The sequence below is a fragment of the Bacillus haimaensis genome, from assembly GCF_048270625.1.
Classification (GTDB): domain Bacteria; phylum Bacillota; class Bacilli; order Bacillales; family Bacillaceae_I; genus Sutcliffiella_A; species Sutcliffiella_A haimaensis.
Map to the genome: position 1 here is coordinate 4,132,672 of NZ_CP158164.1, position 24,896 is coordinate 4,157,567.

Here is a 24,896-nt window from a genome sequence, read left to right on the forward strand (position 1 = left end):
TCTTTGTGGGTAAATGTATAAAATACCCCGAAAGAGTAAATGAGTTATACTAGAATAAAATATAAAAAGAATGGATGACAGGATGCGACAGGAAATCACATTAAGAGTAAAAAATAAATTCAGCAAACAGTATAAGGCCGGATATCCTCTAATCACAAAAGAGGCCATTATCAACGGCAAAGACCTGAAGGAAGAGGGGGTCCTCGTGAAATTGGTGGACGAGGGCAACATATTTCTCGGGAAAGGGTACTACGGAAATCAGAATAAAGGTTACGGCTGGATCGTCACCAACAATGAAAATGAGGAATTGGATACCCGTTTTTTTGTACGGAAACTCCAGATGGCTTTTGGTAAAAGGGAATCACTCATGAAGGATGATTCCACCACAGCCTATCGCCTTTTTAATGGGGAAGGCGACGGAATCGGCGGATTTACCATCGAGTATTTTGATGGCTATCTTGTGATCAATTGGTACAGCAAAGGCATCTATACCTTTAAGGAAGAAGTGCTCGCCGCTATCGGGGAGGTACTCGATGTAAAGGGAATCTATGAAAAGAAAAGATTCAACACAGAGGGTGGCACCTATGTTGAGGATGATGATTTTGTATCAGGGGAAAAAGCGCCGGAACCTCTTTTGATTAAAGAGAATAGCGTGAATTTTGCGGTCTATCTGAACGATGGCGCCATGGTGGGGATTTTCCTGGATCAGCGCGAGGTCAGAAAAACGATCCGGGACAAGTATGCGAAAGGGAAGACGGTCCTGAACACCTTCTCCTATACAGGTGCATTCTCCGTCTATGCGGCACTTGGCGGGGCAGCTAACACAACAAGTGTGGACCTGGCTAACCGCAGCCTTCCTAAGACGATCGAGCAGTTCAACGTCAATGGAGTCGACGAAAAAACGCAGTCCATTCTGGTAGAGGAGGTATTCCACTTTTTCATATATGCCAAAAGAAAAGGCCTAAAATACGACATGGTCATCATGGATCCCCCAAGCTTTGCACGATCCAAAAAAGTGACATTCCGTGCAGCTAAGGACTACACCAGCCTGGTCAGCGATGCCATAAACATCACGGAAAAGGACGGAATCATCGTAGCCTCCACCAATTGCAGCACCTTCGGAATGGATAAATTCAAAAGCTTTATCGACCAGGCCTTCAAGGACAACAAAAAGAAATACAAAATCCTAGAAGAATTCTCCTTACCAAGCGATTTTGCCACAATCAAGCCCTTCAAAGAAGGCAACTACTTGAAGGTTGTGTTTGTGCAAGTGCTGGGGTAAGTAAACAAACTCTAAAACGACACTAAATTCAGCGAGAGGGTCTGGCCCCGCAACCCTAAAAATTTTATAGAGATGTTCTTCCATACCGAACGGAACATATTTATTGCACAATCCTAGCGGGTCCAGCCCCTGCACTAGCGAACACTTTAAAAGGGGTCCAGCCCTGCCAACTTTACAGCCCTTGAGGATGATTTTTGTCGAAACATGCGTTTTATCGATATCTACCCTCTTTTCGTTGTTAAATCAAAATTTCCATCGATATCCTTTCATTTTCGTCGATATCGTGACCGGAATCGTTGATATATCAAAATTTCCATCGATATACGGATTCCCAGCATCCAAAAGCGAATGTAACTTGATAAACAGACATCAAAAAAAGTAAAAACTCGTCAATTTGACGAGTTTTTTTCTTTTTATGCCGTGTCAAAGACTAGCGGTGTTCATCAGAGCCTCATTTTCACCAACCATCAAGACCCCTTCTGCAGATGATGATACATATACTGATAGGACTTCGATTCCTCTACCATCCCAAGCTCCAGATAAAGCTTGGTCAGCCATTTGATGGAGCGAATGTCGGTTGGATCGAGCTCGAGCTCCCAGTTGAAGCACTCTACTGCTTCGTTCAGCTGCTTCATTTGGTAGTACAATTCGCCAAGGGCATACATTTGATCCGGGTCGTCTTTCAGGACGGCCATTTTTTTAATTTTCAGGAGGACCGGCACGGTAGGGTACTGATCGTAGTACGGCTTTAGCCACTGGTTGGTAAAGTCCAAGCCCTTTTCCTTCAGAAGGATGGGAATGACCACTTGGAAGAATGACTGCGCTTGTTTGGCTGAAATGTCATCAGAAAGTGGAAGGCTCAGGTTCTCCAGCATATTTACATACTTGGAAGGGTCGATATGAATCAGGATTTCCAGTAGATAAGGGAAATTCTCCATGGAGATGGGAGATTTGTTTTTGGTTAAAAGCAGGAGAGCGTCCTCATAGCGCCCTTCTTCCTTTAGTAAAGCAAGGAGATCTTTCCATAGTCTATCGTGTGGAACAGAACGCTCCGAGGCGACATGGGCAAGATAATCCGTTTTCCCCTCAAGGGTAGGGTTCGCGGTGAATAAGGCTGTTAATTGCTTGTAATTGAAATCATGGGTGGGGGAGTCATGAATCAGAGAGTGTGCATACATGCAGAGCAGTTCCAAGATGCGGCCCTCCTTTTTCAAAAGCTGATGAAGGGTTGCTAGGCATGTTTTATCCTCGAGACGTTCATAACAGTATTGCTCGGCATATAAGGGGTCTTTTGCAGCTAGTGTTGCAAGGCTTGACTGATAGAGTGATTGGTAGGACTGATACTGCAGGTTTTTGGACATTTCAGTTGCCCATTTGTGGGAAGGGTATAAATCAGAAAGCAGGTGCAGCATTTGATAGGTGTGGAAAAGCTGTCCTTCACGTCGCATCTGGAGGGCAAGCTCCTTGATTGCTTTTATGATTTTTTCCTTTTTTATATAGGAGTCGAAGATGGTCAGTATGTTCGCTGCTTCAAGGGGAGCGTGCTTCTTCTGAATTCTTTCCCATAGCGGATTCAGGGTTGGAAAGGTGTGTATTCGATTATGTGTGAGCAGATAGGATACGAATGGATGAGTTGGTGGCAGGTAGATGCCTTTTTGCAGGATGGTGCTTAGTCTGGAGCTTCTTTTAATCTTGGTTGTATGTTTTCCGGTCAGGTAATCGGTTTTATGGAAAAACAAGTAATAGCAATCTGCCTGGTTGGTGTCTTGAGTCTCCAGGACTTGAAAGCCTTGGTACATGTATAGGCCGGTTGGCTTGAGGAGTAAGGAGTGCTTATCGTGTTGAATGGTAATGGACGTCATTTTCGTCATTTTATTCCCTCCAATGGTTTGTACCTGTATTGAGAGATAGCTTCTGTTTCAATTGTAACACGAAAGCTGGAAGAAAGAGAAATAACCGATAATCTTTGAATGTTCCCTTACTGCACGTCCTTACATATAATGGGTGAAAAAAGCGCGAGGATAAGGTGGAGGATCGATGATAACAGCTCGAATCGGGAGTAAGTGGAGGGAGTATGGGGGAGATTTGGAATCTTATTTCTCCACATTCAGAACAGGAATTATCGGAAACGGGCACAAGATGAAAACACCAATAGGGGAAAAGGAAATCCGATATGCAGATTGGACGGCAAGCGGTCGGTTATATGAACCGATAGAAAAAAGGATCGTAGAGAAAATCGGTCCATTCATGGCAAATACGCACACGGAGTCCAATACCACCAGTTCTTTTATGACAGCAGCCTATCAAAAAGCCCGGACCATCATCAAACAGCATGTCCATGCAAGCGAGGAGGATGTTCTCATCATGGACGGGTTCGGGATGACGAGTGTGATGAATAAATTCCAAAGAATACTTGGGCTTCGCGGTCCGGAAACATGGAAGGCTCAGATCAATTTACCAAAAGAGGAACGGCCAATTGTATTTATCACACATATGGAGCACCATTCCAACCACACGACCTGGCAGGAGACGTTGGCGGAGGTGGTAGTCGTACCGCCGGATAAGAGCGGAAATGTCAGTCCGCGGAATTTGAAGGCGCTTTTGGAACAATACCAGCATCGTAAATGGAAAATCGGGTCTTTTACCGCCTGCTCGAATGTGACAGGGATCGTGACACCTTACCAGAAGTTAGCGAAGGTCATGCACCAGTTCGGAGGCGTTTGTGTGGTGGACTTTGCAGCTGCTGCCCCCTATATTTACATGGATATGCACCCTTTGGACCCTTTGGAAAAGCTGGATGCCATCCTGTTTTCGCCTCATAAATTCTTAGGCGGGCCGGGCACGAGCGGGGTACTGCTTTTTGATAAAAAGCTCTATCACAACAAGGTGCCGGACCATCCGGGTGGCGGGACCGTCACTTGGACGAATCCTTGGGGCGGGCATGCGTATTTTGATGATATTGAAACGCGGGAGGACGGGGGTACACCGGGTATCCTGCAGGCTATCCGCACGGCGCTTTGCATCCGGCTCAAAGAAAAAATGGGTGTCGGGAAAATAGTAGCACGGGAACAGGAAATGGTTGCACTCCTGCTTGGTGAACTGGCCTCTTTACCGGAAGTGCATGTTCTCGAAGCGGAAAAAAAGAGCCGGATCGGCATCGTTTCTTTTTGTATCAGAGACATGCACTACAATCTTGTTGTAAAACTGTTGAATGACCGCTTCGGCTTTCAAGTAAGAGGGGGTTGTTCCTGCGCAGGAACCTATGGGCATTATTTATTTCACATTGATGAAGCGGTGTCCAAAGAGATCACCGATAAAATCTCTGAAGGGGACCTCTCAGGCAAACCGGGATGGATCAGGTTTTCGATGCATCCCACCATGACAAATGCAGAGATATACGATTTTGTAGACGCGCTTAAGCACATCATTCGTCATCAGGAGGATTGGAAGCGGGAGTACATGTATTGTGCAAGCAGTAATGACTATTTTTATATAAAAAGGAAAAAGCGAGACGTGGAAGAACTGTTTGAAATTTAGATAGCACAAAAGAGGATGGCCACTTGGACCATCCTCTTTCTATATATAAGGGGGGAGTTTACTATTTTCATATTCCTAAGGAGATTCTAGGGTTACTTAAAAGGTATGGCTCGCAGTCGCGTCTTTTACGACAAGAATGACTTTTCCATGATCCAGCTTTTCTTCAAGCTGCTCCGCTTCACCGGAAGTGAATCCAAGCTCCTCGAATTGGGCACGAAGCTCATCTCCTTTGCTACGGAAAACATTCTTCACATAAGTATCCAGTCCAACATCGCCAACGCCAACTGTATTAGCATCCGCGTTGTCAGCTACACGCTTTGTGCGATCATCATCATGTGTGATAACAAAGATGTCATTCTCATGCACACCTCTCGTTTTCAGCTCCTGTACGGCTCCTACTACTTGTTCATCGTTTTGAAATTCTTTATAAGTTGGTTTCATATTCTATCGCCTCCTTGGTTATGTAATAAAAATACCCGGCTCACAAAAAGTGAAACATGCTTTGTGAAATTTTTTTTTGGTAAAGCATCTAACACCTGGGATGAATAATGCGGTATAACCATGGCAAACTACATAAAAAAGCCTGGAGCGATTTCTATGTCCTTTTTCAAGAAAAAATCCAGAAAAACCGAACCGGCAAGTGTACAAAAGGAATTACCGCAGAAAACAGATAACTCCAAACTATTGGACAAGGACTTAGAGCGGAATCTGGCTACTATTAAACATTTATATGGAAATAGTTCTGATTTGGTAATCAGAAAAATTCGATCTGGAGAAGATAACAAACTGTATGTAGGATTGATTTATCTTGATGGACTTATAGATATACAAATGATGGAGGATCTGATGGCAGCCTTCATGTTTCAGCTGAAAGACAACCAAGTAACGGATGGTTCATTGGAGAAAGAAGATTTAGCAAAACTTATAGAGAGCACATCCATCCCTATTGCGGAAACAACAGAATTTCATAAGCTTCATGAATTGGAGAGTGCCATAAATTGTGGAGGCGTAGCGGTCCTGATAGATGGGTTGATTTCCGGACTTAGAATAAATGCCTGTGGTTGGAAGGAAAGAGGGGTCACTGAGTCTTCCACAGAAAATGTGGTAAGAGGTCCTAAAGAATCATTTACCGAAACCTTACGGACTAACACTTCACTTGTTCGCAGGAAGATAAAGCACGCTTCTCTGAGAATAGAAGAACTCCAAGTCGGGAAGATCACAAAAACTGATATTGCCATTGTACATATAGAAGGAATAACAAATGAGAAAATTGTGGAAGAAGTCCGGAACCGCATTAACCGTATTGAAATAGATTCCATTCTGGAAAGCAGCTATATAGAAGAGCTTATAGAAGATAAAACCTACACACCCTTTCCCACTCTCTATAATACGGAACGCCCTGATGTCATAGCTGCGGGACTGCTAGAAGGAAGAGTAGCAATTTTAGTGGATGGGACACCCTTTGTTCTTTTGGCACCTGCTTTGTTTACTCACTTTTTCCAATCTGCAGAGGACTACTATCAGAGATGGGATATTGCGACTCTATTGAGGATGCTTCGGGTGCTAGCTTTTTTTGTTTCGTTGCTGGGCCCATCCCTTTATATTGCCCTCATAAATTTTCATCAGGAAATGCTTCCAACCACGTTGTTGATTGATTTAGCCGCACAACGGGAGGGAGTGCCTTTTCCTGCTGTTATCGAGGCACTATTGATGGAGGTCACACTTGAAATTTTAAGGGAGGCAGGGTTGAGACTTCCTAAAGCCATAGGGCAGACAGTTTCTATTGTAGGTGCATTAGTGATAGGACAAACTGCGGTAGAAGCAGGAATTGTTTCTGCCACGATGGTGATCGTAGTCTCTATTACGGCCATATCTAATTTTATCCTACCTTCCTATAGCATGGCGATATCCATCCGGATACTTCGATTTGCTTTTATCATTTTTGCCGCTACTTTCGGATTATTCGGCATTGCGATAGGGCTGTTTTTCCTTACCCTCCACTTATGCAGTCTTCGATCTTTTGGAGTTCCTTTCATGACCCCGATTGCGCCGTTTGTAAATGAAGATCAAAAAGATACATTATGGAGATTGCCAACCTGGAAAAGGTATACAAGGCCAAGACTTGTCAGCAAAGAAAATTCCATCAGAGAAAGTGAAGGGACGGGCCAAAATATTCAATTCGGAAAAAGGAGTGAGGGATAGTGAAAAAAAGTATATTTCTTATCCTTATTTCCATTCCTTTTCTTCTTTTCTCCTCAGGCTGTTGGAATAACCGCGAATTAGGTGAACTGGGGATAGCTGTCGCATTGGGAATTGATAAAGAGGGGGAACAATTCGTCGTCACGGTACAATTAGTGAATTCTGCAGAAATTTCTAATCTCCAGGGCAGTGGAACAAGGGCGCCTGTTGTGATATATCGAGAAAAAGGAAAAACAATCTTTGAAGCGATAAGAAGAATCACAACTAAAGCACCGCGTAAAACCTTCTATCCTCACCTTCGGGTCCTTGTGATAGGAGAAGATTTAGCAAAGGAAGGATTCAGCGAATCACTCGACCTCTTAGTAAGAGATCAAGAATTGCGTTATGACTTTTTTATATTGATAGCAAAAAACTCGAAGGCGTCAGACATATTGTCGATCATGCCAGCGGTAGAAAAAATACCTGCTCAAAACATGTTTACAAAATTAGAAACCTCACAAGATGTTTGGGCACCAACATTGGCAGTTACTCTTGGAGAGTTGATTGAAGAACTTGTCGTTCCCGGAAAACAACCGGTCATTTCCGGAGTTGAAATCATAGGAGACTACGAAACAGGAAAAATGATGGAAAATGTACAATCAAGCGATCCTCCTGCCCAGCTGCATTTTACCAACTTTTCTGTCTTTAACAATGATAAACTTCAAGGTTGGTTAAATGAGGACGAAAGCAAAGGGGTAAATTATATAAATGGCAAGGTAAAAAGTACGATTGTGGTAGTGCCTTGCCCTGGTGGGGAAGAAGGCTATGTCTCGATAGAACTGCTTCGGACGAGCCAAAAAAGAAAGAGCAAGGTGAAGTCGAACCGTCCCAATGTGAAAGTCACTTTAAAAGCTGAGGGCAACATTGGGGAAATAAGTTGTCCTGTGGATTTAACAAAACAAAACTCAATAAAAGAGCTTGAAAGGTTAACGGAAAAGGACATAAAAGATGTAATGATTCAGTCCATTAATGCTGCACAAAAAGAGTATGGCCTAGATGTATTCGGCTTTGGCCTAGACATACATCGGTCAGATCCAAAATACTGGAAATCGGTGAAAAATACTTGGGATGAACAATTTTCAACTATGACAGTAAACGTTGAAGTAGATGTATCCATTAGAAAATTCGGGAAAAGAGCAAATTCATTTATTAAAGAATTAGAGGGGCCATAATATGTGGAGCATCATCATTGCAATAACCGCAACCCTCCTTATTATCATCCTGGACGGAAAAATATTATGGCAAAAAAGGAAACAGAACAAAAAGGAGTTCTGGGTATTTGTAATATTATTAAGTATCGGTTTTACCCTATGGATTGCATATGGCCTGGACTATCAACTTCCGACACCGTTGGATTTAATAAAAGTAATATTAGAGCCCCTGAGTAAGAAAATATTAAATTTTTAGAAGGTAAGACTCGTTCAATTCTTGGGAATTTTAATACGGTGAAAATAATTTAATCTGAAGAGGGATTACATGGAAAGAGGGAAAATAAGCAATCGACAATTCACGATTTTAGTCGCCTTATATACTGTAGGTACAGCTATATTAATCATTCCTTCCATTTTAGCATTCAGTGCAAAACAAGATAGCTGGATTGCAGGGCTCCTTGGTTTGGGAATGGGTCTTTTGGCAGTATTGCTATACTGCTCGATAGCGCAAAAGTTTAATGGGTTGGACCTAGCGCAATATCTGGAAGTGATATTGGGAAAGTGGCTTGGTAAAACAGTTTCATTTGTATTTTTTAGCTGTTTTACCTTACTTCTGGCTAGCTTCGTTTTAAGAGATATTGGGGATTTCATGACGACCGTCATGATGGTGGAAACACCAATAGATGCCATTCTTATCCTTTTCCTGGCTGTTGTCCTTTATGCTGTACGTTTGGGACTCGAGGTTTTTGCACGGGCATCGGAAGTGTTTCTGCCCTTCATTGTCATCCTTTTTCTTGTTCTTTTTTTCAGCATTTCTCCCAAAATGGAAATTCAAAACATCCTGCCGGTTTATGAATTTGGGTTTAAACCAATTTTTAGAGCTTCGATTTCACTGCTGACCTTTCCCTTTCTGGAATTGATTGTCTTTTTAATGATCATTCCCTATACCAATAAGCCTGACGATAGGAGAAGTGGGTTTCTCCTAGGAGCGCTGATTGGTGGGGTGGTATTAATTATTGTATCCACCTTGTCTGTGCTGGTGATGGGAGTGAATGAAACGACTCGAAGTGTCTATCCCAGCTATGACTTAACAAAAGGGATAAATATCGGGAAATTCTTTCAGCGGATTGAAGCAATGATGGCATTGATCTGGTTTATTACCGTTTTTATGAAACTCACCATTCTTACTTATATTACAACCACGGGACTTGCTCAGACTCTGCAGATTAAAGATTACAAACGCTTGACCTTTCCCATTGGGATCATCCTCTTTGTTTTATCCTTAATCATTTTCCCGAATTCTTCCTATTTGATCGAATTTACACCAGTTTTTGAAACGTACACCTTAATTTTCGGATTAGTGTTCCCTTTATTGATATGGGTGTTGGGTGTGTTCAGGAAAATGAAGGGGAGTGGTATAGGTTATTGAAAGTAATTGGGACACGTAAAATCCTATGAAAAGGAGGGTATTTAGATGTTATACGATTGCATGATCATCGGCGGCGGAATAGCTGGTCTGCAGGCTGCCATTCAATTGGGAAGATATCAGTACAAGGTGATTGTGATTGATTCGCATGATGGAAGATCAAATCTATGCAGATGCTACCATAACCTCCTTGGCTGGCCAGATGGAGTTAGTGGAGAAACACTGAGAAGGCTTGGAAGACAGCAGGCGGAGGGCTATGGCGTCCTTTTTATGAAAGACCGTGTGACAGGCGTAGCAGAAGACAATGGGACCTTTCAGGCATTTACAGAGCAGTCAGAATCGTTTTCAGCCAGGCGCCTCCTGTTCGCAACAGGAGTAAGAGATAACATCCCCATCCTGCCAGGTCTTATCCCTTGTTTGGGTATCAGCATCTTTGTATGTCCGGATTGTGATGGATATGAAGTCAGGGATAAACCGGCGGTGGTCATAGGCTCGGGAGATGCGGGAGCAAATATGGCGTTGGCTTTAACACACTGGTCGCGGGATATTACCTATATAAACCATGGAAAGTCTCCTATCCAACAGAAACTTCTTGAACAATTACATAATAGAATGATTGCTGTCATCGATGAAAAGATTGTCTCCGTTGTTTGTAACGGAGCGCAGTTGGAGAGCCTCGCATTGGAAAACGGTCTGGACCTCAAGGCCTCACATGGGTTTCTTGCCCTTGGGGGAATGTCGTCAACACGAATCTTGCAGCACAATTGGGGGTAAATCTTGAAAAAAATCGGCATATCCAGGTGGATCCAAGAACAAAAATGACGAACGTGAAGCATGTGTGGGCGGCAGGTGACATTGTTGCACATTCCGAGCAGGTGGCAATTGCCATGGGGGACGGGGTACAGGCGGCGATATGGATGCATAAAAGCCTGCAAGGAGAATAGAATCCTAGTTGACAGTAGTTTGGGCCAATGCGTAACATAGGATGTAAGGGTTTACATAAATATCTGAAAAAGTGGAACGTAGTCGTTAGCCGTTAGTCTTTCCATTTCATTCGGGAGCAGGAGGAGAAAAAATGGAAGAGAAAAAGATATCCGATTATGAGAAATATATTCGCACAGAAGAGCTGTTAAGCCTGCAAAAGGGGGATCAGGAGCTCTGCTGCGAGGATGAACTGACGTTTCAGATGATCCATCAAATCGCCGAACTTCATTTCAAGCTGATCATCCAATATATTAACCTCGCAGACACCAATATGAAAGCAAAGGAAACGGTTCAGGCTGTCCAGCAGCTGCAACGGGTCAATATGCACCTGAAGCATCTGCCGCCCGTATTTGATATGGTAAAAGTAATCAGTCCAAGAGATTACCATACAATTCGTCTCGCTCTTGGCAGAGGGAGCGGCCAGGACTCACCGGGCTTTAATCATATTTTGAAACTGGGACCGACACTTTGGCAGCCGTTTGAAGAGTTACTGAACGAGCAAGGCCTGACTCCGCTTGAACTGCACAAAAATGCAGCTGCGAACCTGGAGCTGTTTATGCTGATGCAGGAGATGATTGCATTGGATGAGAATTTCCAGACGTTCCGCCAATGTCATATCCAGCTTGTCCGCAGAATGATCGGTCTGAATACGAAGAGTCTGAAGGGGATTCCGGCTCAAGCCTTGGAGCGTGGGGCGAAATTCGAGTTTTATCCAAAGCTGTGGGAAGCAATCTGCGAACTTACAGACTGGACGGGATCGAGCTATAATCCGAAGCCTTTGTAATAGGCAAGGGAAAAACGAAGGTGATTGCCTTCGTTTTTTTGTTGCCTTTCTCGGACTGTAAGGCGTTTTTCATTTTTTGTTTTTGCCAAGTTTTTCGTTACCGCGTTTAAAGTTTCCAGTGATTTTAGCTAACAATAACTGTACCTCTGTCATATTATCTTCAACTTCTTGAATTTTTGCTATAAGACGTTCGGCTTCCTTATCCTTTACAATTTTTATTTGTTTACCCTCGTAATGGATAAACACTATTCCTTTTTTCGTTATTTGATAAGTGAATGGTTCTTCGGATAATCGGTTTCTTTTATCTATTTCGCTCATTGCATCGGCTCCCTGATTTTTTAGTAATACATACATTTTATTTTATATAATTGAATGTTTCACTATTTTTACAAAATTTTTAGAATAATCAAAAGACATTACGGATGAATTTTGAGCATTAGTTGTGAGGGACGGTAGCGATCCTCACTAAATACTTGTCTGGAGAATGCATAATCTAAGGATAGCGAATAGATTCGTGTCCAAACTTATGGGCGGGAACAGGATATCAACGGAATTTCTTATATATCAACGAAAAAAACTTTATATCAACGGATTTTTTTATATATCAACGAAAAACACCTGGATATCGATAAAACGCATTTTACGACATAATTCGCTATGTCCAAAAAGTTCGCCATGTCCCAAAAAGTTCTCCATGTCCAAAAAGTTCCCATAACAAAAAAGCCGCCCGAAAGTCAAATATTGCATGACTTTACGGACAGCCTGTATCAATTATTTCTGCTCGGCCCATTCCTCGACGTTCCATACTTTCGTTACCCAATCCTCATAAAAGCTAGGTTCGTGGCAGACAAGAAGGATGGTGCCTTTGTATGCTTTGATGGCACGTTTCAGCTCTTCTTTTGCTACCACATCCAAGTGGTTGGTCGGCTCGTCAAACAGCAGCCAGTTGCTCTCATGCATCATCAGCTTGCAAAGGCGGACCTTCGCCTGCTCGCCACCGCTCAATTGGCTCAAGGGACGGGAGATGTGTTCGTTTTTCAGACCGCAGCGCGCCAGCACGGCACGGACCTGGTGCTGATCTAATGCAGGGAACTCATTCCATACATCATCAATCGGTGTAAGGTCTTTCGCTTTTACCTCTTGCTCGAAATAAGAAGGGAAAAGAAAGTCTCCACGAACAACGTTCCCGCCAAGAGGATCGATTTTACCCAATATCGTTTTCAGCAGTGTGGATTTACCAACCCCGTTGCATCCGACAATGGCAATCTTATCGCCGCGTTCGATTTCCATCGTTAGCTTTGGCAATAGTGGCTCAGCATACCCGATTTCAAGGTCCTTTGCTTCCACCACATAACGGCTGCTGGCACGGGATTCCTTGAATTCGAAAGTCGGCTTTGCGGCAGTTTCCGGACGGTCGATCCGCTCCATGCGGTCCAACTGCTTCTGACGGCTTTTCGCACGTCCTGTCGTGGAGTAACGCGCTTTATTTTTAGCAATGAAGTCCTCTTGCTTCTTGATGAATTCCTTCTGCTTTTCGTACGCGTTGATATGCTGGTTTTTATTTAATTCCGCGAGCTCCAGGAATTTCTCATAGGAGGCCGTGTAGCGGGTCAATTTTGAAAATTCCAGATGGAAGATGACATCGACGACGCCATTCATAAACTCCGTATCATGAGAGATTAATAGGAAAGCGTGAGGATATTCCTTCAGATAAGAGCTTAACCAGCGGATATGCTCGACATCCAGATAGTTCGTCGGCTCATCCAGGAGCAATACTTGCGGCTGCTCCAATAACAGCTTCGCCAAAAGAACCTTCGTACGCTGTCCGCCACTTAGGGCAGCAACGTCACGTTCAAGTCCGATTGCATCCAAGCCGAGTCCCCGTGCTGCTTCCTCCACCTTGATATCGAGATTATAGAATCCGCCGGCGTCCAGATGGTCCTGGATTTCCCCCATCTGTTCCAAAAGCTCTTCCAATTCCTCAGGAGTTGCTGTACCCATCTTGTCCGTAATTTCGTTTAATTCCTTTTCTTTTTCATAAAGTGGAAGGAACGCATCGCGCAGTATGTCGCGAATCGTCTTTCCTGGCGTAAGGACCGTATGCTGATCCAAATATCCATAATGCACACTTGGTGTCCATTCCACGCGGCCTGTATCGTACACTATTTCCCCAGTAATAATATTCATTAACGTGGATTTACCAACCCCGTTCGCACCAACCAATCCTACATGCTCACCTGCAAGAAGACGCAGGGATACATCCTTGAATAACATGCGGTCGCCAAAACTGTGGCTTAATCCATCTATGCTTAATAAACTCATGCTCGTATCCATCCTATCTCTAAAAATATCTACTTTTCATCATACTAAATTCTGCTAGGAAAGGAAAAGAGAAGTTTCTTCCTATTATCGTTATTTTTTTGAACTATTCCTTCCCCACTTCATATAAAATAGAAAATAGAGAAAAGTTGGAAGAGAAGGGGTCCTTACTAGATGAGAGAAAAAAGAATTGCATTGGGAATCGTTTTAGCCTCATTACTTTTAGTGGGATCGGCATTCATCCCTACAGGATACGATGTATTATTTGCCGACGAACCGATTATGCTGGATGAACTTGTCGAGTATGAGGACGGCTATGAGCTGGATGGAGAGATCGGGATGACCTATGTATCCTCGCTCGAAAACGTGGTATGGCCTTTTCTTCTTCTTGGGTTGCTGTTCGAAGAGGGAGTGGACATCGAACCTGCTGCCACAGAGGAGCTTGATATCGATGTGGAGGATCTTCATTATCAATATGAAATGATGATGCTTCAGTCCAAAATCAAGGCGGAATACAAAGCAAGAGAATTCATGGAAGAAAAACCGGAACTCAATTTGAGTGGTTTCTATCCTGCCTATCTCGAGCCTGATTGGAAATATAAGAATAATATTGAGGTAACAGATATCCTAGTAGGAGTCGATGGGGTGGAGCTCGAATCCTATGAACAGCTCGATCAACTGATTCTGGCTAAGGAACCGGATGAAAAAACAGTATTGACGGTAATGAGGGATGGAAAAAGGAAAGACATCGAGGTTCGAACCTATCCGGAACGCGACTATTACAACAATACGTTCTTGGGCATGTACGTGGAAGAGGTATTTGAGCTGGTGGAGGATGAACGGATTGCATTCAACATTGAAGAGATCGGTGGACCAAGTGCAGGCTTGATGCTGACTTTGACCCTGATTGAAAAGATGACAGAAGAGTCACTGCTAAAAGGCAACAAGGTAGCGGGAACCGGTACAATCGAAATGGACGGTTTCGTAGGTCCGATCGGCGGAGTCAAACAGAAGGTCATCGGAGCCGACCTCGCTGGCTATGAATATTTCCTTGTACCAGAAGACAATGAATATGGAAACAATGAAGAGATTGCAAGAGAGACTGTGGAGGAAGAAGGCCTGGCCATCAAGCTGATTCCGATCGGCTCCTTGGAAGAGGCGATCGCGGAACTGAAAAAGCTTCCAGAAAAGAAATAGAAGCTAGTCTGAGAGGGCCATCTGGTCTTCTCTTCTTTTTTTGACTAGCTCCAAATATTATGCCAAGATGATGGAAGGAATAAGAAACGAAGGGATTTGTATTTAATGTCAAAAACGGTAGTACTTGCAGAAAAGCCATCTGTAGCAAGAGATATAGCACGCGTATTGAAATGCGGAAAAAAAGGGAACGGGTACTTGGAGGGAGACCAGTACATCGTTACTTGGGCACTCGGCCATCTGGTAACACTGGCGGACCCTGAAGCCTATGATGCCAAATTCAAAGCATGGAAGCTCGAGGACCTTCCGATGCTGCCGAACGAAACGAAGCTGGTTGTCATTAAACAGACAGGCAAGCAATACAATGCGGTTAAAGCGCAGCTGACAAGAAAAGATGTAAAAGAGATTGTCATTGCAACAGACGCAGGGCGCGAAGGGGAGCTTGTTGCCCGCTGGATTCTGGAAAAGGCCCGCATCCAAAAGCCGATCAAGCGTCTCTGGATCTCCTCTGTAACCGATAAGGCCATCAAGGAGGGCTTTTCACGTCTTCGTAATGGGAAGGAATACGAAAACCTCTATTACTCGGCAGTGGCACGCGCTGAGGCGGATTGGGTGGTCGGAATGAATGCCACCCGCGCCCTTACCACCAAATACAATGCGCAGCTATCATGCGGTAGAGTACAGACCCCGACACTAGCGATGATTGCCAAAAGGGAAGAGGAAATACAGGGCTTTGTGCCAAAGGAATACTACGGCATGAAGGCACTCACGGAAAAAGGCTTCCAGCTAATATGGCAGGATACGAAAACAAAGGAACGACGCAATTTTAACAAAAGTGAAATCGAACGACTTTATGGACAGGTGAAAAATAAGCAGGGCACCATCAGCGAGATTTCAAAGGCGGAGAAGAAAAGCTATGCCCCGGCGCTTTATGATTTGACTGAATTACAGCGTGATGCCAACCGGATCTTCGGCTACTCTGCAAAAGAAACCTTGTCCATCCTGCAGCGCTTGTATGAGCAATATAAAATAGTCACCTATCCTAGAACGGATTCCCGTTTCATTTCTACAGACATGGTCGACACATTAAAGGAGAGGGTAGAAGCTGTTCGTGCCCATTCCTATAAATCGGTTGCTTCAAAAATTTTATCCAAGCCAATCAAAGGCAGCAAATCGTTTGTCAACAATGAGAAAGTAACGGATCACCACGCCATCATCCCGACGGAGGAAACGGTGCTCCTAAGTAAGCTTTCTGATAAGGAATACAAAATCTATGACCTGATTGTGAAACGCTTTCTTGCAGTATTGATGCCGCCATTCATCTATGAGCAGACGACAGTAACAGCCACACTTGGTTCGGAGCAGTTTGTGGCAAAAGGGAAAACTGTCATCTCCCAAGGGTGGAAAGAGGTGTTCGGATCGCTTGAGGAGCAGGAAGATGGCAGCGATGGCTATACCGACCAGCTGCTGCCAAGCTTGAATAAAGGGGACTCCCTGTCCATCAGGAAAGTGGAAATCACCACAGGCAAAACAAAGCCGCCGGAGCCTTTTAACGAAGGGACCCTGCTTTCTGCCATGGAAAATCCAGTGAAATATATGGAGCAGTCCGACCGCGAACTAATCAAAACGATCGGGGAAACAGGCGGCATCGGAACGGTAGCAACCAGAGCGGATATCATCGAGAAGCTTTTCAATAGCTTCCTCATGGAAAAGAGGGGGAAGGGTCTCCATATTACCTCCAAAGGAAGACAGTTGCTGAATCTGGTTCCCGAGGATCTTAAATCACCAGCCCTGACTGCAGAATGGGAGCAGAAGCTTGGCCTGATTGCCAAAGGGAAGTTGAAAAAAGCGGATTTCATTAACGAAATGAAGGCCTATGCCAAGGAAATCGTCCATGAGGTGAAAAACAGCTCAGAGAAATTCAGGCATGACAATATCACAGGTAAACGCTGCCCGGATTGCGACAAGCCGATGCTGGAGGTAAACGGCAAAAAAGGCAAAATGCTCGTGTGCCAGGACCGTGAATGCGGCCATCGCAGAAATGTGTCGAAGGTGACGAATGCAAGATGCCCGAAATGCCGAAAGAAGCTGGAGTTGCGAGGCGAAGGGGAAGGCCAGATGTTTGCCTGCGTCTGCGGCCATCGCGAAAAATTGAGCACCTTCCAGGAGCGCCGCAAGAAAAATGACTCTCAAAAGGCATCCAAGCGTGACGTGAATCAATATTTGAAAAAACAGAACCAGGATGAGCCGGTCAATACTGCGCTTGCTGATGCCCTGGCTAAATTGAAGTTGAAATAATATAGGCGAGGAGTGGCGGCGTTTAGAAGCGCCACTCCTTTTTTGGTAATAACAAATCATTTAATGTTCTGAAAAAGATAGTTTATAATAGATTCATAAACTACAAAGGAATGGTTTAATGAGCGATCAACATAAATTGAACATAGAGGGGCTTCAGTTTGAATGGGATCTGGATAAGGGGGAATTCCTCTTTGAAGGGGAAGACTCTGTTCTTTTTTGGATATCCTCGGCAATGAAAACATTTTTCGATACCATTGAAGAGGTATCGGGAGCAGAATCCACCTGCCTTGTAATGGAGTCAACAGGCTATCGCCAAGGAGCAGTAGTTGGAAAGTACTTCGAAAACATGACAGATATCAGCATCGAGAAAATTGCAGGCTTAATAACAAATACGTATGCCTCCGCTGGTTGGGGAAAAGCTTATATTCACGATTTGGATGTGGAGAACTACAGTCTTACCGTTCATTTAAAGGATGATTGGGAATACAAAATAAACAAAGCGCAAGGAAAAAAGAAAGGCGGCATCTTCCTGGCTGCACACTACGCCGGTATCTTTACAGGCCTTTTCAAAACGGATATTTGGTACAAGGTCATTCAGTCCCAAATTGAAGGGCATGAATACTCCATCATTGAGTATTTCCCTCAGGAAGTAAATGTGGCAGAAAACATTCATGGCCTTGCACGCAGAAAAGAAGCGGAGCAGATCGCGAAGCTCGAAGGCCTGGTCCGGGAAAAAACAAAAGAACTGAAAGAGCTTGTCCAAACCATTTCCTCTCCAATCATACCAGTACTCGAAGGAATTGTGGTCGTCCCACTTCTAGGAAAATATGATGAAGAACGGGCAGATGAGCTGATAGTCAAGACCCTATACAATTTGCCTAAGCATAAGGCGAGCTATCTGGTGCTTGACCTGACAGGCATTGACCAGAATTTGACCTCCTACACAGCAAGCATGATCGAGAAGCTGGGGTCAGCAGCAGAACTGCTTGGAATTAAAACCATCCTGGTCGGGATATCCGCACAACTGAGCATGGAAATTACCAAGTCTGATATAGACCTGAACCATTTTGATTTCTTCCAGTCCCTGCAGCATGGCATCCATTTTGCCCTTGCGCAGAACGGACGGCGGATTATCTAAAGACGTAAGCCAGCGCCGCTTTTAATGAGTGGGTGCTGGCTTTTTTCCTTTGCGGACCTTCCTCTTGAAGTGGGCTTTCACCTATGACTCATCCCTTGCATAGGCTACAGAGGATAGTTCTTTGTAAGATATCCTACCATAGAAGGGGTGTTCTTTTTGGCAGGGAAAGTGTTGAATTATTACGCTGGCGGCAATACGGCACGTGGGTTTTACAGTTTATATGAATCAAACATAGAGGGTCTGGACCGGATTTTCATCCTGAAGGGCGGTCCCGGTACGGGGAAATCCTCCCTCATCAAAAAAATCGGCAAGGCATGGAATGAAAAAGGGTATGACATTGAATTGCTTCATTGCTCGTCCGATACAAAATCGGTCGATGGCCTCATCATAAGGGAACTGGGTGTCGGCATTGTCGATGGAACGGCACCGCATGTCATCGAACCGAAAGCACCAGGCGCCATTGAGGAGTATATCAATTTAGGAGAAGCCTGGAATTCCAGCTTCTTAAAAGAGTATAAGACCGAAATAATGGAACTGGCCAAGAAAAAGAAGCAGGCCTATCTGTCAGCCTATCAAACGTTTGCCAGAGCCTTGAAGGTCCATGATGACTGGGAGCGCTATTATATCCATAATATGAATTTTGAAGCGGCGAATAAGCTTACCCTCTCACTGATAGATTCTCTTTTTGAAAGGAAGAGCCTGGATAAAAAAGCCGATGTCCGCCACCGGTTTCTTGGTGCAGCGACACCAGAAGGAGCAAGGGACTGTGTACCAAACCTGACTGAGGGTCTGACAAACAGGTATTTCATTAAAGGACGTCCCGGTTCTGGAAAGTCTACGATGCTGAAAAAACTGGCCAAAGCAGCAGAGGATAGAGGCTTTGACGTGGAAGTGTACCATTGCGGCTTTGATCCATACAGTTTGGATATGATCATTTGCCGCGAGCTCGGATTCGCCATTTTTGACAGCACTGCACCGCACGAGTATTTTCCTGATCGGGAAGGCGATTCGATCATCGATATGTATGAAATCACTATCAGAAACGGGACTGATGAGCGTTACGAGAAAGAAATCCAGCTCGTAAAGGACCGTTACACGGAATCTATGTATGAGGCAATCGGCAAGCTGGCCGAGGCCAAGAGATGGCATGAGAAGCTGGAAGCAATCTACGTCAAGGCGATGGACTATAGCATAGTGGATGAGTGGACCAAGAAGATTCAGGCGGAAATAGAGGAGATTGCGGAATCGAAATAGACTTCGTGAGAGATGTACCCTGAAAGTCAGTTTTGTTGGCTTTTGGGGTTATTATGTTTGCTACTGAGGGGGGACGGTGCACAACCGATGCAGGGATGGTGCGAATTTTGTCAGATATTGCTTGTGGGCGAAAACCTTCCTTTAGCGGGCGGAAAATTCGATTTCCGGGCGAAAACCTCCCTTCTCCGGGCGCAAATCAAGATTTTCGGGCGAAAAACATTCGTTTCCGGGCGCAACCGGCAAATCAGACATATAAAAAGGCCTAAACTCACTGCACGCCATATTATAAGTCCCTTAGACAACTTCGGAACAGCCGCAATCGTCTCAAAACACATAAAGGAGCCATCTGTAGTAAAACGGATGGCTCCTTAAAAAAATTTATAAACGAACGCGTACCTCCACACCAAAATGATCGGACACGACCTCTTTATTTTCCCCGTTGAAAATCACTTGGGACGAGTCAACGTCAACCTGCTCACTAGCAAGAATAAGGTCGATCCGGAGATCCTGCTTGTTCTCATCCCAGCCGGCAATTTTGCCACGCACTGTGATGCCGGAATCCTTCTCCTTAGCAAGCAGGTAGGTGTCATACAATCCATGATCCACTGTCAATAGCTCATAGCCTTCCTCTTTAATATGGGCACTGTTATTGAAGTCACCCATCAAAAAGAACGGTGCGGTGCGAGCTTTTACGGCATCAAGTAACTGATCGATCTGATAGCGCGCAGGCTCCTCTTCATCCGTCCACCAGCCTAGATGACAGGTATAAAAGGAAAGCTCCCTCTCACCATATTCCACCGTCACACCAACAATCTTCCTGGTTTTCCAATAGGCCGTATCCTCACCCTTGGAAACAAAGAAGGAATGCGAGGCTACAATTGGAAGCCTGGTCAGGATTGCAAGCCCTTCTTCATACGTGTCATACCCCATATGGGCGAAATCCCAGACGAGTTGATAATCGGGGACTCCAAGGTTCGCAAGCTCCTGCTGCAGCACAAGGCCGAAGTTGTTATCTTTTATATAATCCCGGACGAGGGGCGCATCGATGCTCTGACTAACCTCCTGAAGAGCAATGACATCGTATGCTTTTTCCTTGATGGTTTGGGCGAGATGCTGAATTTTCTCCATTTGATTCTCTTCCTGCCAGGAGTGGCAGTTTAAGGTTAGTAGGTTCATCCTATTACGCTCCTAACAAATCTTGAATATCCGATTTGATGACATCGGCTTTTGGTCCGTAGATTGCCTGTACGCCTTTGTCTTTAACAATTAAGCCTAGTGCGCCATTTTCTTTCCATTTCGCTTCGCCTGCTACAAGCTCACGATCCCTTACCGTTACACGAAGGCGGGTCATACATGCATCCACATCGTCAATATTGCTTGCTCCACCTAATAATTCGATGATCGCAGGTGCCAAAGAGTCATTTGAAACAGTTGCAGCTGAACCGGCAGCGCCTTCCTCCTGCTCGATATAGTTTCCGTTGCGACCAGGTGTTGGGAAATTGAATTTCTTGATCAAGAAGTTCGCTACTGCAAAGTTCAACCCGAAGAATACAAGACAAGCAATCACAAAGTTAACAAGGTCTAGCCAAAGGCCAGCTTTTACAATCATCGGAGTACGAGTCAAAAGCTCGATCACACCAAAGGCATGGACACGGATGTCGATTACATCCACGATTGCAAAGGCAAGTCCCGTCATGATCGCATACACCACATAAAGCAATGGAGCGGCAAACATAAACATGAATTCAATCGGCTCTGTTACACCAGTCAGAAATACTGCAAGACCTGCAGAGAAAAACATGGATTTGTACTTTTTGCGCTTGTCCTTGTCCACATTGCGGTACATCGCATACGCAATACCAATCAATGCAGCGCAGGAAAGAATCATTTGCCCCACTTTGAAACGCGCTGGAACGACTTCTTTTAACAATGCTTCATAGGACTCTTTATCCCCGGCAGATAGATAGTTATTCAAATCCGCAATCCAAGCAAGCCATAGTGGATCTTGTCCATATACGACCTGGCCGGCACTGCCGCCTGTCGCAATCGTATATGCTCCACCAAGGGCGGTATAGTTCATTGGTACCGTTAACATATGGTGCAATCCAAATGGCAATAGAAGACGCTCTAATGCACCGAAAATGAATGGTGCAATAATAGGAGCCGTGTCACGGGAAGTAGCGATCCAACGGCCAAAGTCATTCAGCAACCCTTGAATGAACGGCCATACGAGAGATAGTACGATTGCCGCAACAACAGATCCGACAATAACAACGAATGGTACAAAACGTTTTCCATTAAAGAAAGATAACGAATCAGGTAATTTACTATAGTTATAAAATTTATTGAATAGGTTTGCGCCGAGGAAACCGGCAATGATCCCGACGAATACTCCCATGTTCAATGCAGGTGCACCAAGAACAGAAGTGAAATAATCGCCTACAATCAATTCCTGACCGAATAGTGACGTGAAAGTCGCTTCCGGATCGGCAAGCATATCATTATTTACCCCAAAAATAGCTCCGGTAATACGGTTGATCAATACGAATGCGATCAATGCTGCGAACGCACCGCCAGCACGTTCCTTCGCCCATGATCCACCGATCGCTACAGCGAATAGGATGTGCAGATTGGTAATGATGGCCCAACCGATATCCTCCATCACTCTTGCAATCGTTTGCACAAGCACGATGTCTCCACCCGTCATGCCAACCAACTTGCCAAGGGAAATCATAATACCAGCAGCTGGCATAACTGCCACTACGACTAGCAACGCTTTCCCGAATTTTTGCCAAAAATCAAAAGACAAAAAGTTCTTCATATTAACAGCCTTCTTTCTTCATTAGTAGTATATAAAACTTGAAAACGAATTCATTTTTATGCAATTATATGTAACTTTAGTGCAACCGTTTGCATTTTTCTATTGTAAGAGATGTCCTCTCACAATGCAAGTAAAAGATTCAACAATCATCTAAATTTAACAAAGTACATTTATTTGCAAAAAGTGTTATTGTGAGAAAATTATTTATTAGCGCAATAATCTTTCTTTCGTGGATTTTGTATACATCCATTTAGAAAAGAAGTAAACTATGTACCGTACTAATTCGGACAATAAAGGAGAACCTATACAATGAAAAAATGGATGAGCATACTATTGACAGCTTTACTAAGCATCGCTGTTCTGGCAGGGTGTAACACTGAAAATAAATCTGAATCAAAAGAAACGGAAGCAAGTGCAGCTTCTGATAATGATAACGATAGCAAGCAGATTACAGCATTAGTAGGCCTTCAAATGGAAATGATTCAAACTATCCGCGAAAATTTGGAGCCGGTTACAGCATATGAACAATCCCAGGATGCAGCCCTGCAGGAACAAGCGGTATCCTCGAGCAAACAAATTGCAAACGAGCTTCGCGGACTTGAGATCCCTTCCGACTTAAGCAAAGAGCTACAGGGAGACATGAAGGAATCCGTTGAATTGCTGGCACTTTATTTCGAGGAGCGAGCGGCAACATTAAAGCCCGATGCAGACCTCACTGAAATGGAAGCGGCATTTGCAGCATTCCATGAGAAGATCGGAGCAACATTCGAAAAGGCTGGATTGCATGCGCCTAATTTCGAGAAAGACGTAAACTAATTACTTTATAGGGAGCCACTTGTCGTAGAAAACGCGGCAGGTGGCCTTTTTTGGCTCTATTTTCAAAGGTTAACGGATCCGAATTTGACGTTATGCACAAAAAACAATGGTTTACGCGCAAAAATATTAATATATGCACAAAAAATTAATTTTATGCACAAAAAATCAAATTTACGCACAAAAATGGTTGTCTTTTGCACGAAACGCAATATTCGCCAAAGTTCTACATCGTTCCTAGCCGCCTGCATCATTCAAACTGTCCAAAAGGCTAAATTAACCAAACAACCAACAACATATCTCCTACGCTTCCCGCATAGCATACTACAGACATATTTAGCCATCCGAAAGACTTGTTTAATCCTGAGTTTCATGATAGGATTTATCTAAATTAATAGTTATTTTCTTATCCAGAGAGGTGGAGGGACTGGCCCGATGAAACCCGGCAACCGCACAGGTGTGTGCAGGTGCTAATTCCAGCAAGACAATTTGTTCTTGGCAGATAAGTAGATGGACGGGTTCCCATTCCAAACTTCTTCTTATCGAGGAAGTTTTTTTATTTGCCGGAAAAGTAAAGACGAGGGGAAGATAGGGGATGAAGTTTGGTTTTTGGTTACCGATATTTGGCGGATGGTTGAGAAATGTAGAGGACGAACAGATGCCGCCGACCTTTGATTACGCAAAAAAGGTCATTCTGCAGGCGGAAAAGCTTGGCTATGACACGACATTGATTGCAGAGTTATTTTTAAATGATATAAAGGGCCCGGAAGAGGATAGCTTAGAGGCTTGGTCAACGGCTGCGGCACTTGCTGCTGTGACGGAGAAGATCGAGATCATGACTGCGATTCGTCCAGGCTTCCATAATCCTGCGATTGCGGCAAAAGCGATTGCGAATATTGATCATATCAGCAATGGCCGCCTTACCTTGAATGTCGTTTCTGCCTGGTGGGAAGAAGAGGCGCGGCAGTATGGCGGCATTTTCACCCAGCATGATGAACGGTATGAACGGACGAAAGAGTTTATTGATGTGCTGAAAGGGCTTTGGAGCGAGGACTCCTTCAGCTATGACGGAAAGTACTATCAGCTTAAGGAAACGAAGCTTTTTCCGAAGCCTGTGCAACGACCGAATCCGATCCTCTATGCAGGGGGCGAGAGTCCGAAGGGGAAAGAGGTTATTTCCTCCTATTGTGATGCGTACGTCATGCATGGTGGAACGGTGGAAGAGGTCGCCCGCAAAATAGAGGAAATGAAAGAGCGCAGAAGAAATACGGAGCACCATCCTTTTCAGTCGTTCGGGATGGCCGCCTATGTCATCTGCCGCGATACAGAGGAAGAGGCGGAAAAGGAGCTTGCTAGAATCACAGATGTGAAGGAGTCCGATGCCTATGCTGGCTTCAAGGATTTCACCAGTAAGTCACAGCTTGAGCAGCAGATCCAGCTCCAGGACTATTCGGTATCAAATAGAGGGTTGCGGCCAAACCTGATCGGTACGCCGGAACAGATTGCTGAGAAAATAAGAGAGTATGAGGAAGCAGGCGTGGACCTGCTCTTGCTGCAATTTTCCCCGCAGCTGGAGGAAATGGAGCGCTTTGCCCAAAAAGTGATGCCCCTTGTGCAAGGGGAACGGCTTGCTCAACCATAAAGCACATTCAAACCA

Annotated in this window: 19 protein-coding genes, 1 pseudogene and 1 riboswitch; of the genes and pseudogenes, 14 read left to right on the forward strand and 6 right to left on the reverse strand. The window is 44.4% G+C overall.

Features of this window, described 5'->3' with window-relative positions:
- The first annotated feature begins 82 nt into the window (after positions 1-82).
- The gene (locus ABN702_RS21020; RefSeq protein ID WP_417898543.1) at positions 83-1,282 is read left to right on the forward strand and encodes a class I SAM-dependent rRNA methyltransferase; all 1,200 of its coding nucleotides are present in this window, start codon (positions 83-85) and stop codon (positions 1,280-1,282) included.
- 467 nt (positions 1,283-1,749) lie between these two features.
- Here ABN702_RS21020 and ABN702_RS21025 read toward each other — a convergent pair whose 3' ends face one another.
- Positions 1,750-3,153: a hypothetical protein gene (locus ABN702_RS21025; RefSeq protein ID WP_417898544.1), complete on the reverse strand. Its 1,404-nt coding sequence runs from the start codon at positions 3,151-3,153 to the stop codon at positions 1,750-1,752.
- A 166-nt stretch (positions 3,154-3,319) separates the two neighbouring features.
- On the opposite strand from ABN702_RS21025, the gene ABN702_RS21030 reads away from it, so the two are divergent.
- Entirely contained in the window at positions 3,320-4,819 is a 1,500-nt protein-coding gene (locus ABN702_RS21030) for an aminotransferase class V-fold PLP-dependent enzyme (protein WP_417898545.1), read from the forward strand.
- Between the two features lie 96 nt (positions 4,820-4,915).
- On the opposite strand, the gene ABN702_RS21035 is transcribed toward ABN702_RS21030, so the two are convergent.
- Positions 4,916-5,260 carry a general stress protein gene (locus ABN702_RS21035; RefSeq protein WP_417898546.1) on the reverse strand — a complete coding sequence of 115 codons (345 nt, stop codon included), beginning with the start codon at positions 5,258-5,260 and terminating at the stop codon, positions 4,916-4,918.
- Positions 5,261-5,380: 120 nt separating this feature from the next.
- Here ABN702_RS21035 and ABN702_RS21040 point away from each other — a divergent pair, with 120 nt between their 5' ends.
- The 6 genes and pseudogenes from ABN702_RS21040 (at position 5,381) to ABN702_RS21065 (ending at position 11,402) form a co-directional block, all read left to right on the forward strand.
- The gene (locus ABN702_RS21040) at positions 5,381-7,021 is read left to right on the forward strand and encodes a spore germination protein (protein ID WP_417898547.1); all 1,641 of its coding nucleotides are present in this window, start codon (positions 5,381-5,383) and stop codon (positions 7,019-7,021) included.
- Positions 7,021-8,229 (forward strand): Ger(x)C family spore germination protein, encoded by a 1,209-nt coding sequence (locus ABN702_RS21045; RefSeq protein WP_417898548.1) that lies wholly within the window; start codon positions 7,021-7,023, stop codon positions 8,227-8,229. The genes ABN702_RS21040 and ABN702_RS21045 overlap by 1 nt, the downstream gene beginning before the upstream one ends.
- A gap of 1 nt (position 8,230) precedes the next feature.
- Positions 8,231-8,464 carry a hypothetical protein gene (locus ABN702_RS21050; protein ID WP_417898549.1) on the forward strand — a complete coding sequence of 78 codons (234 nt, stop codon included), beginning with the start codon at positions 8,231-8,233 and terminating at the stop codon, positions 8,462-8,464.
- 69 nt (positions 8,465-8,533) lie between these two features.
- Positions 8,534-9,637, forward strand: coding sequence for a GerAB/ArcD/ProY family transporter (locus ABN702_RS21055; RefSeq protein ID WP_417898550.1), 1,104 nt, complete (start codon positions 8,534-8,536; stop codon positions 9,635-9,637).
- 45 nt (positions 9,638-9,682) lie between these two features.
- Positions 9,683-10,578 (forward strand): annotated as a pseudogene (locus ABN702_RS21060) (NAD(P)/FAD-dependent oxidoreductase).
- A gap of 131 nt (positions 10,579-10,709) precedes the next feature.
- On the forward strand, positions 10,710-11,402 hold the full coding sequence (locus tag ABN702_RS21065) for a tryptophan 2,3-dioxygenase family protein (protein WP_417898551.1): 693 nt from the start codon (positions 10,710-10,712) through the stop codon (positions 11,400-11,402).
- A gap of 69 nt (positions 11,403-11,471) precedes the next feature.
- On the opposite strand, the gene ABN702_RS21070 is transcribed toward ABN702_RS21065, so the two are convergent.
- Complete coding sequence (locus tag ABN702_RS21070; RefSeq protein WP_386645503.1) at positions 11,472-11,720, reverse strand: hypothetical protein; 249 nt, start codon at positions 11,718-11,720, stop codon at positions 11,472-11,474.
- A gap of 453 nt (positions 11,721-12,173) precedes the next feature.
- Positions 12,174-13,724, reverse strand: coding sequence for an ABC-F family ATP-binding cassette domain-containing protein (locus tag ABN702_RS21075; RefSeq protein WP_417898552.1), 1,551 nt, complete (start codon positions 13,722-13,724; stop codon positions 12,174-12,176).
- Positions 13,725-13,895: 171 nt separating this feature from the next.
- On the opposite strand from ABN702_RS21075, the gene ABN702_RS21080 reads away from it, so the two are divergent.
- The 4 genes from ABN702_RS21080 (at position 13,896) to ABN702_RS21095 (ending at position 19,605) form a co-directional block, all read left to right on the forward strand.
- A complete protein-coding gene (locus tag ABN702_RS21080; RefSeq protein ID WP_417898553.1) occupies positions 13,896-14,918 on the forward strand; it encodes a S16 family serine protease in 1,023 nt (340 codons plus the stop codon).
- Between the two features lie 105 nt (positions 14,919-15,023).
- Positions 15,024-17,213 carry a DNA topoisomerase III gene (locus ABN702_RS21085; RefSeq protein ID WP_417898554.1) on the forward strand — a complete coding sequence of 730 codons (2,190 nt, stop codon included), beginning with the start codon at positions 15,024-15,026 and terminating at the stop codon, positions 17,211-17,213.
- Positions 17,214-17,331: 118 nt separating this feature from the next.
- Positions 17,332-18,351 carry an STAS domain-containing protein gene (locus tag ABN702_RS21090; RefSeq protein ID WP_417898555.1) on the forward strand — a complete coding sequence of 340 codons (1,020 nt, stop codon included), beginning with the start codon at positions 17,332-17,334 and terminating at the stop codon, positions 18,349-18,351.
- Between the two features lie 156 nt (positions 18,352-18,507).
- The gene (locus ABN702_RS21095) at positions 18,508-19,605 is read left to right on the forward strand and encodes a PRK06851 family protein (RefSeq protein WP_417898556.1); all 1,098 of its coding nucleotides are present in this window, start codon (positions 18,508-18,510) and stop codon (positions 19,603-19,605) included.
- Positions 19,606-19,983: 378 nt separating this feature from the next.
- On the opposite strand, the gene ABN702_RS21100 is transcribed toward ABN702_RS21095, so the two are convergent.
- Positions 19,984-20,781: an endonuclease/exonuclease/phosphatase family protein gene (locus ABN702_RS21100; RefSeq protein ID WP_417898557.1), complete on the reverse strand. Its 798-nt coding sequence runs from the start codon at positions 20,779-20,781 to the stop codon at positions 19,984-19,986.
- Positions 20,782-20,785: 4 nt separating this feature from the next.
- Complete coding sequence (locus tag ABN702_RS21105) at positions 20,786-22,426, reverse strand: PTS transporter subunit IIBC (RefSeq protein ID WP_417898558.1); 1,641 nt, start codon at positions 22,424-22,426, stop codon at positions 20,786-20,788.
- Positions 22,427-22,735: 309 nt separating this feature from the next.
- Here ABN702_RS21105 and ABN702_RS21110 point away from each other — a divergent pair, with 309 nt between their 5' ends.
- Together ABN702_RS21110 and ABN702_RS21115 are read left to right on the forward strand one after the other, a co-directional pair.
- Positions 22,736-23,242, forward strand: coding sequence for a hypothetical protein (locus ABN702_RS21110; protein ID WP_417898559.1), 507 nt, complete (start codon positions 22,736-22,738; stop codon positions 23,240-23,242).
- Positions 23,243-23,642: 400 nt separating this feature from the next.
- Positions 23,643-23,748: riboswitch (SAM riboswitch) on the forward strand.
- Between the two features lie 86 nt (positions 23,749-23,834).
- Positions 23,835-24,881 carry an LLM class flavin-dependent oxidoreductase gene (locus ABN702_RS21115; RefSeq protein ID WP_417898560.1) on the forward strand — a complete coding sequence of 349 codons (1,047 nt, stop codon included), beginning with the start codon at positions 23,835-23,837 and terminating at the stop codon, positions 24,879-24,881.
- The last annotated feature ends 15 nt before the right edge of the window (positions 24,882-24,896 follow it).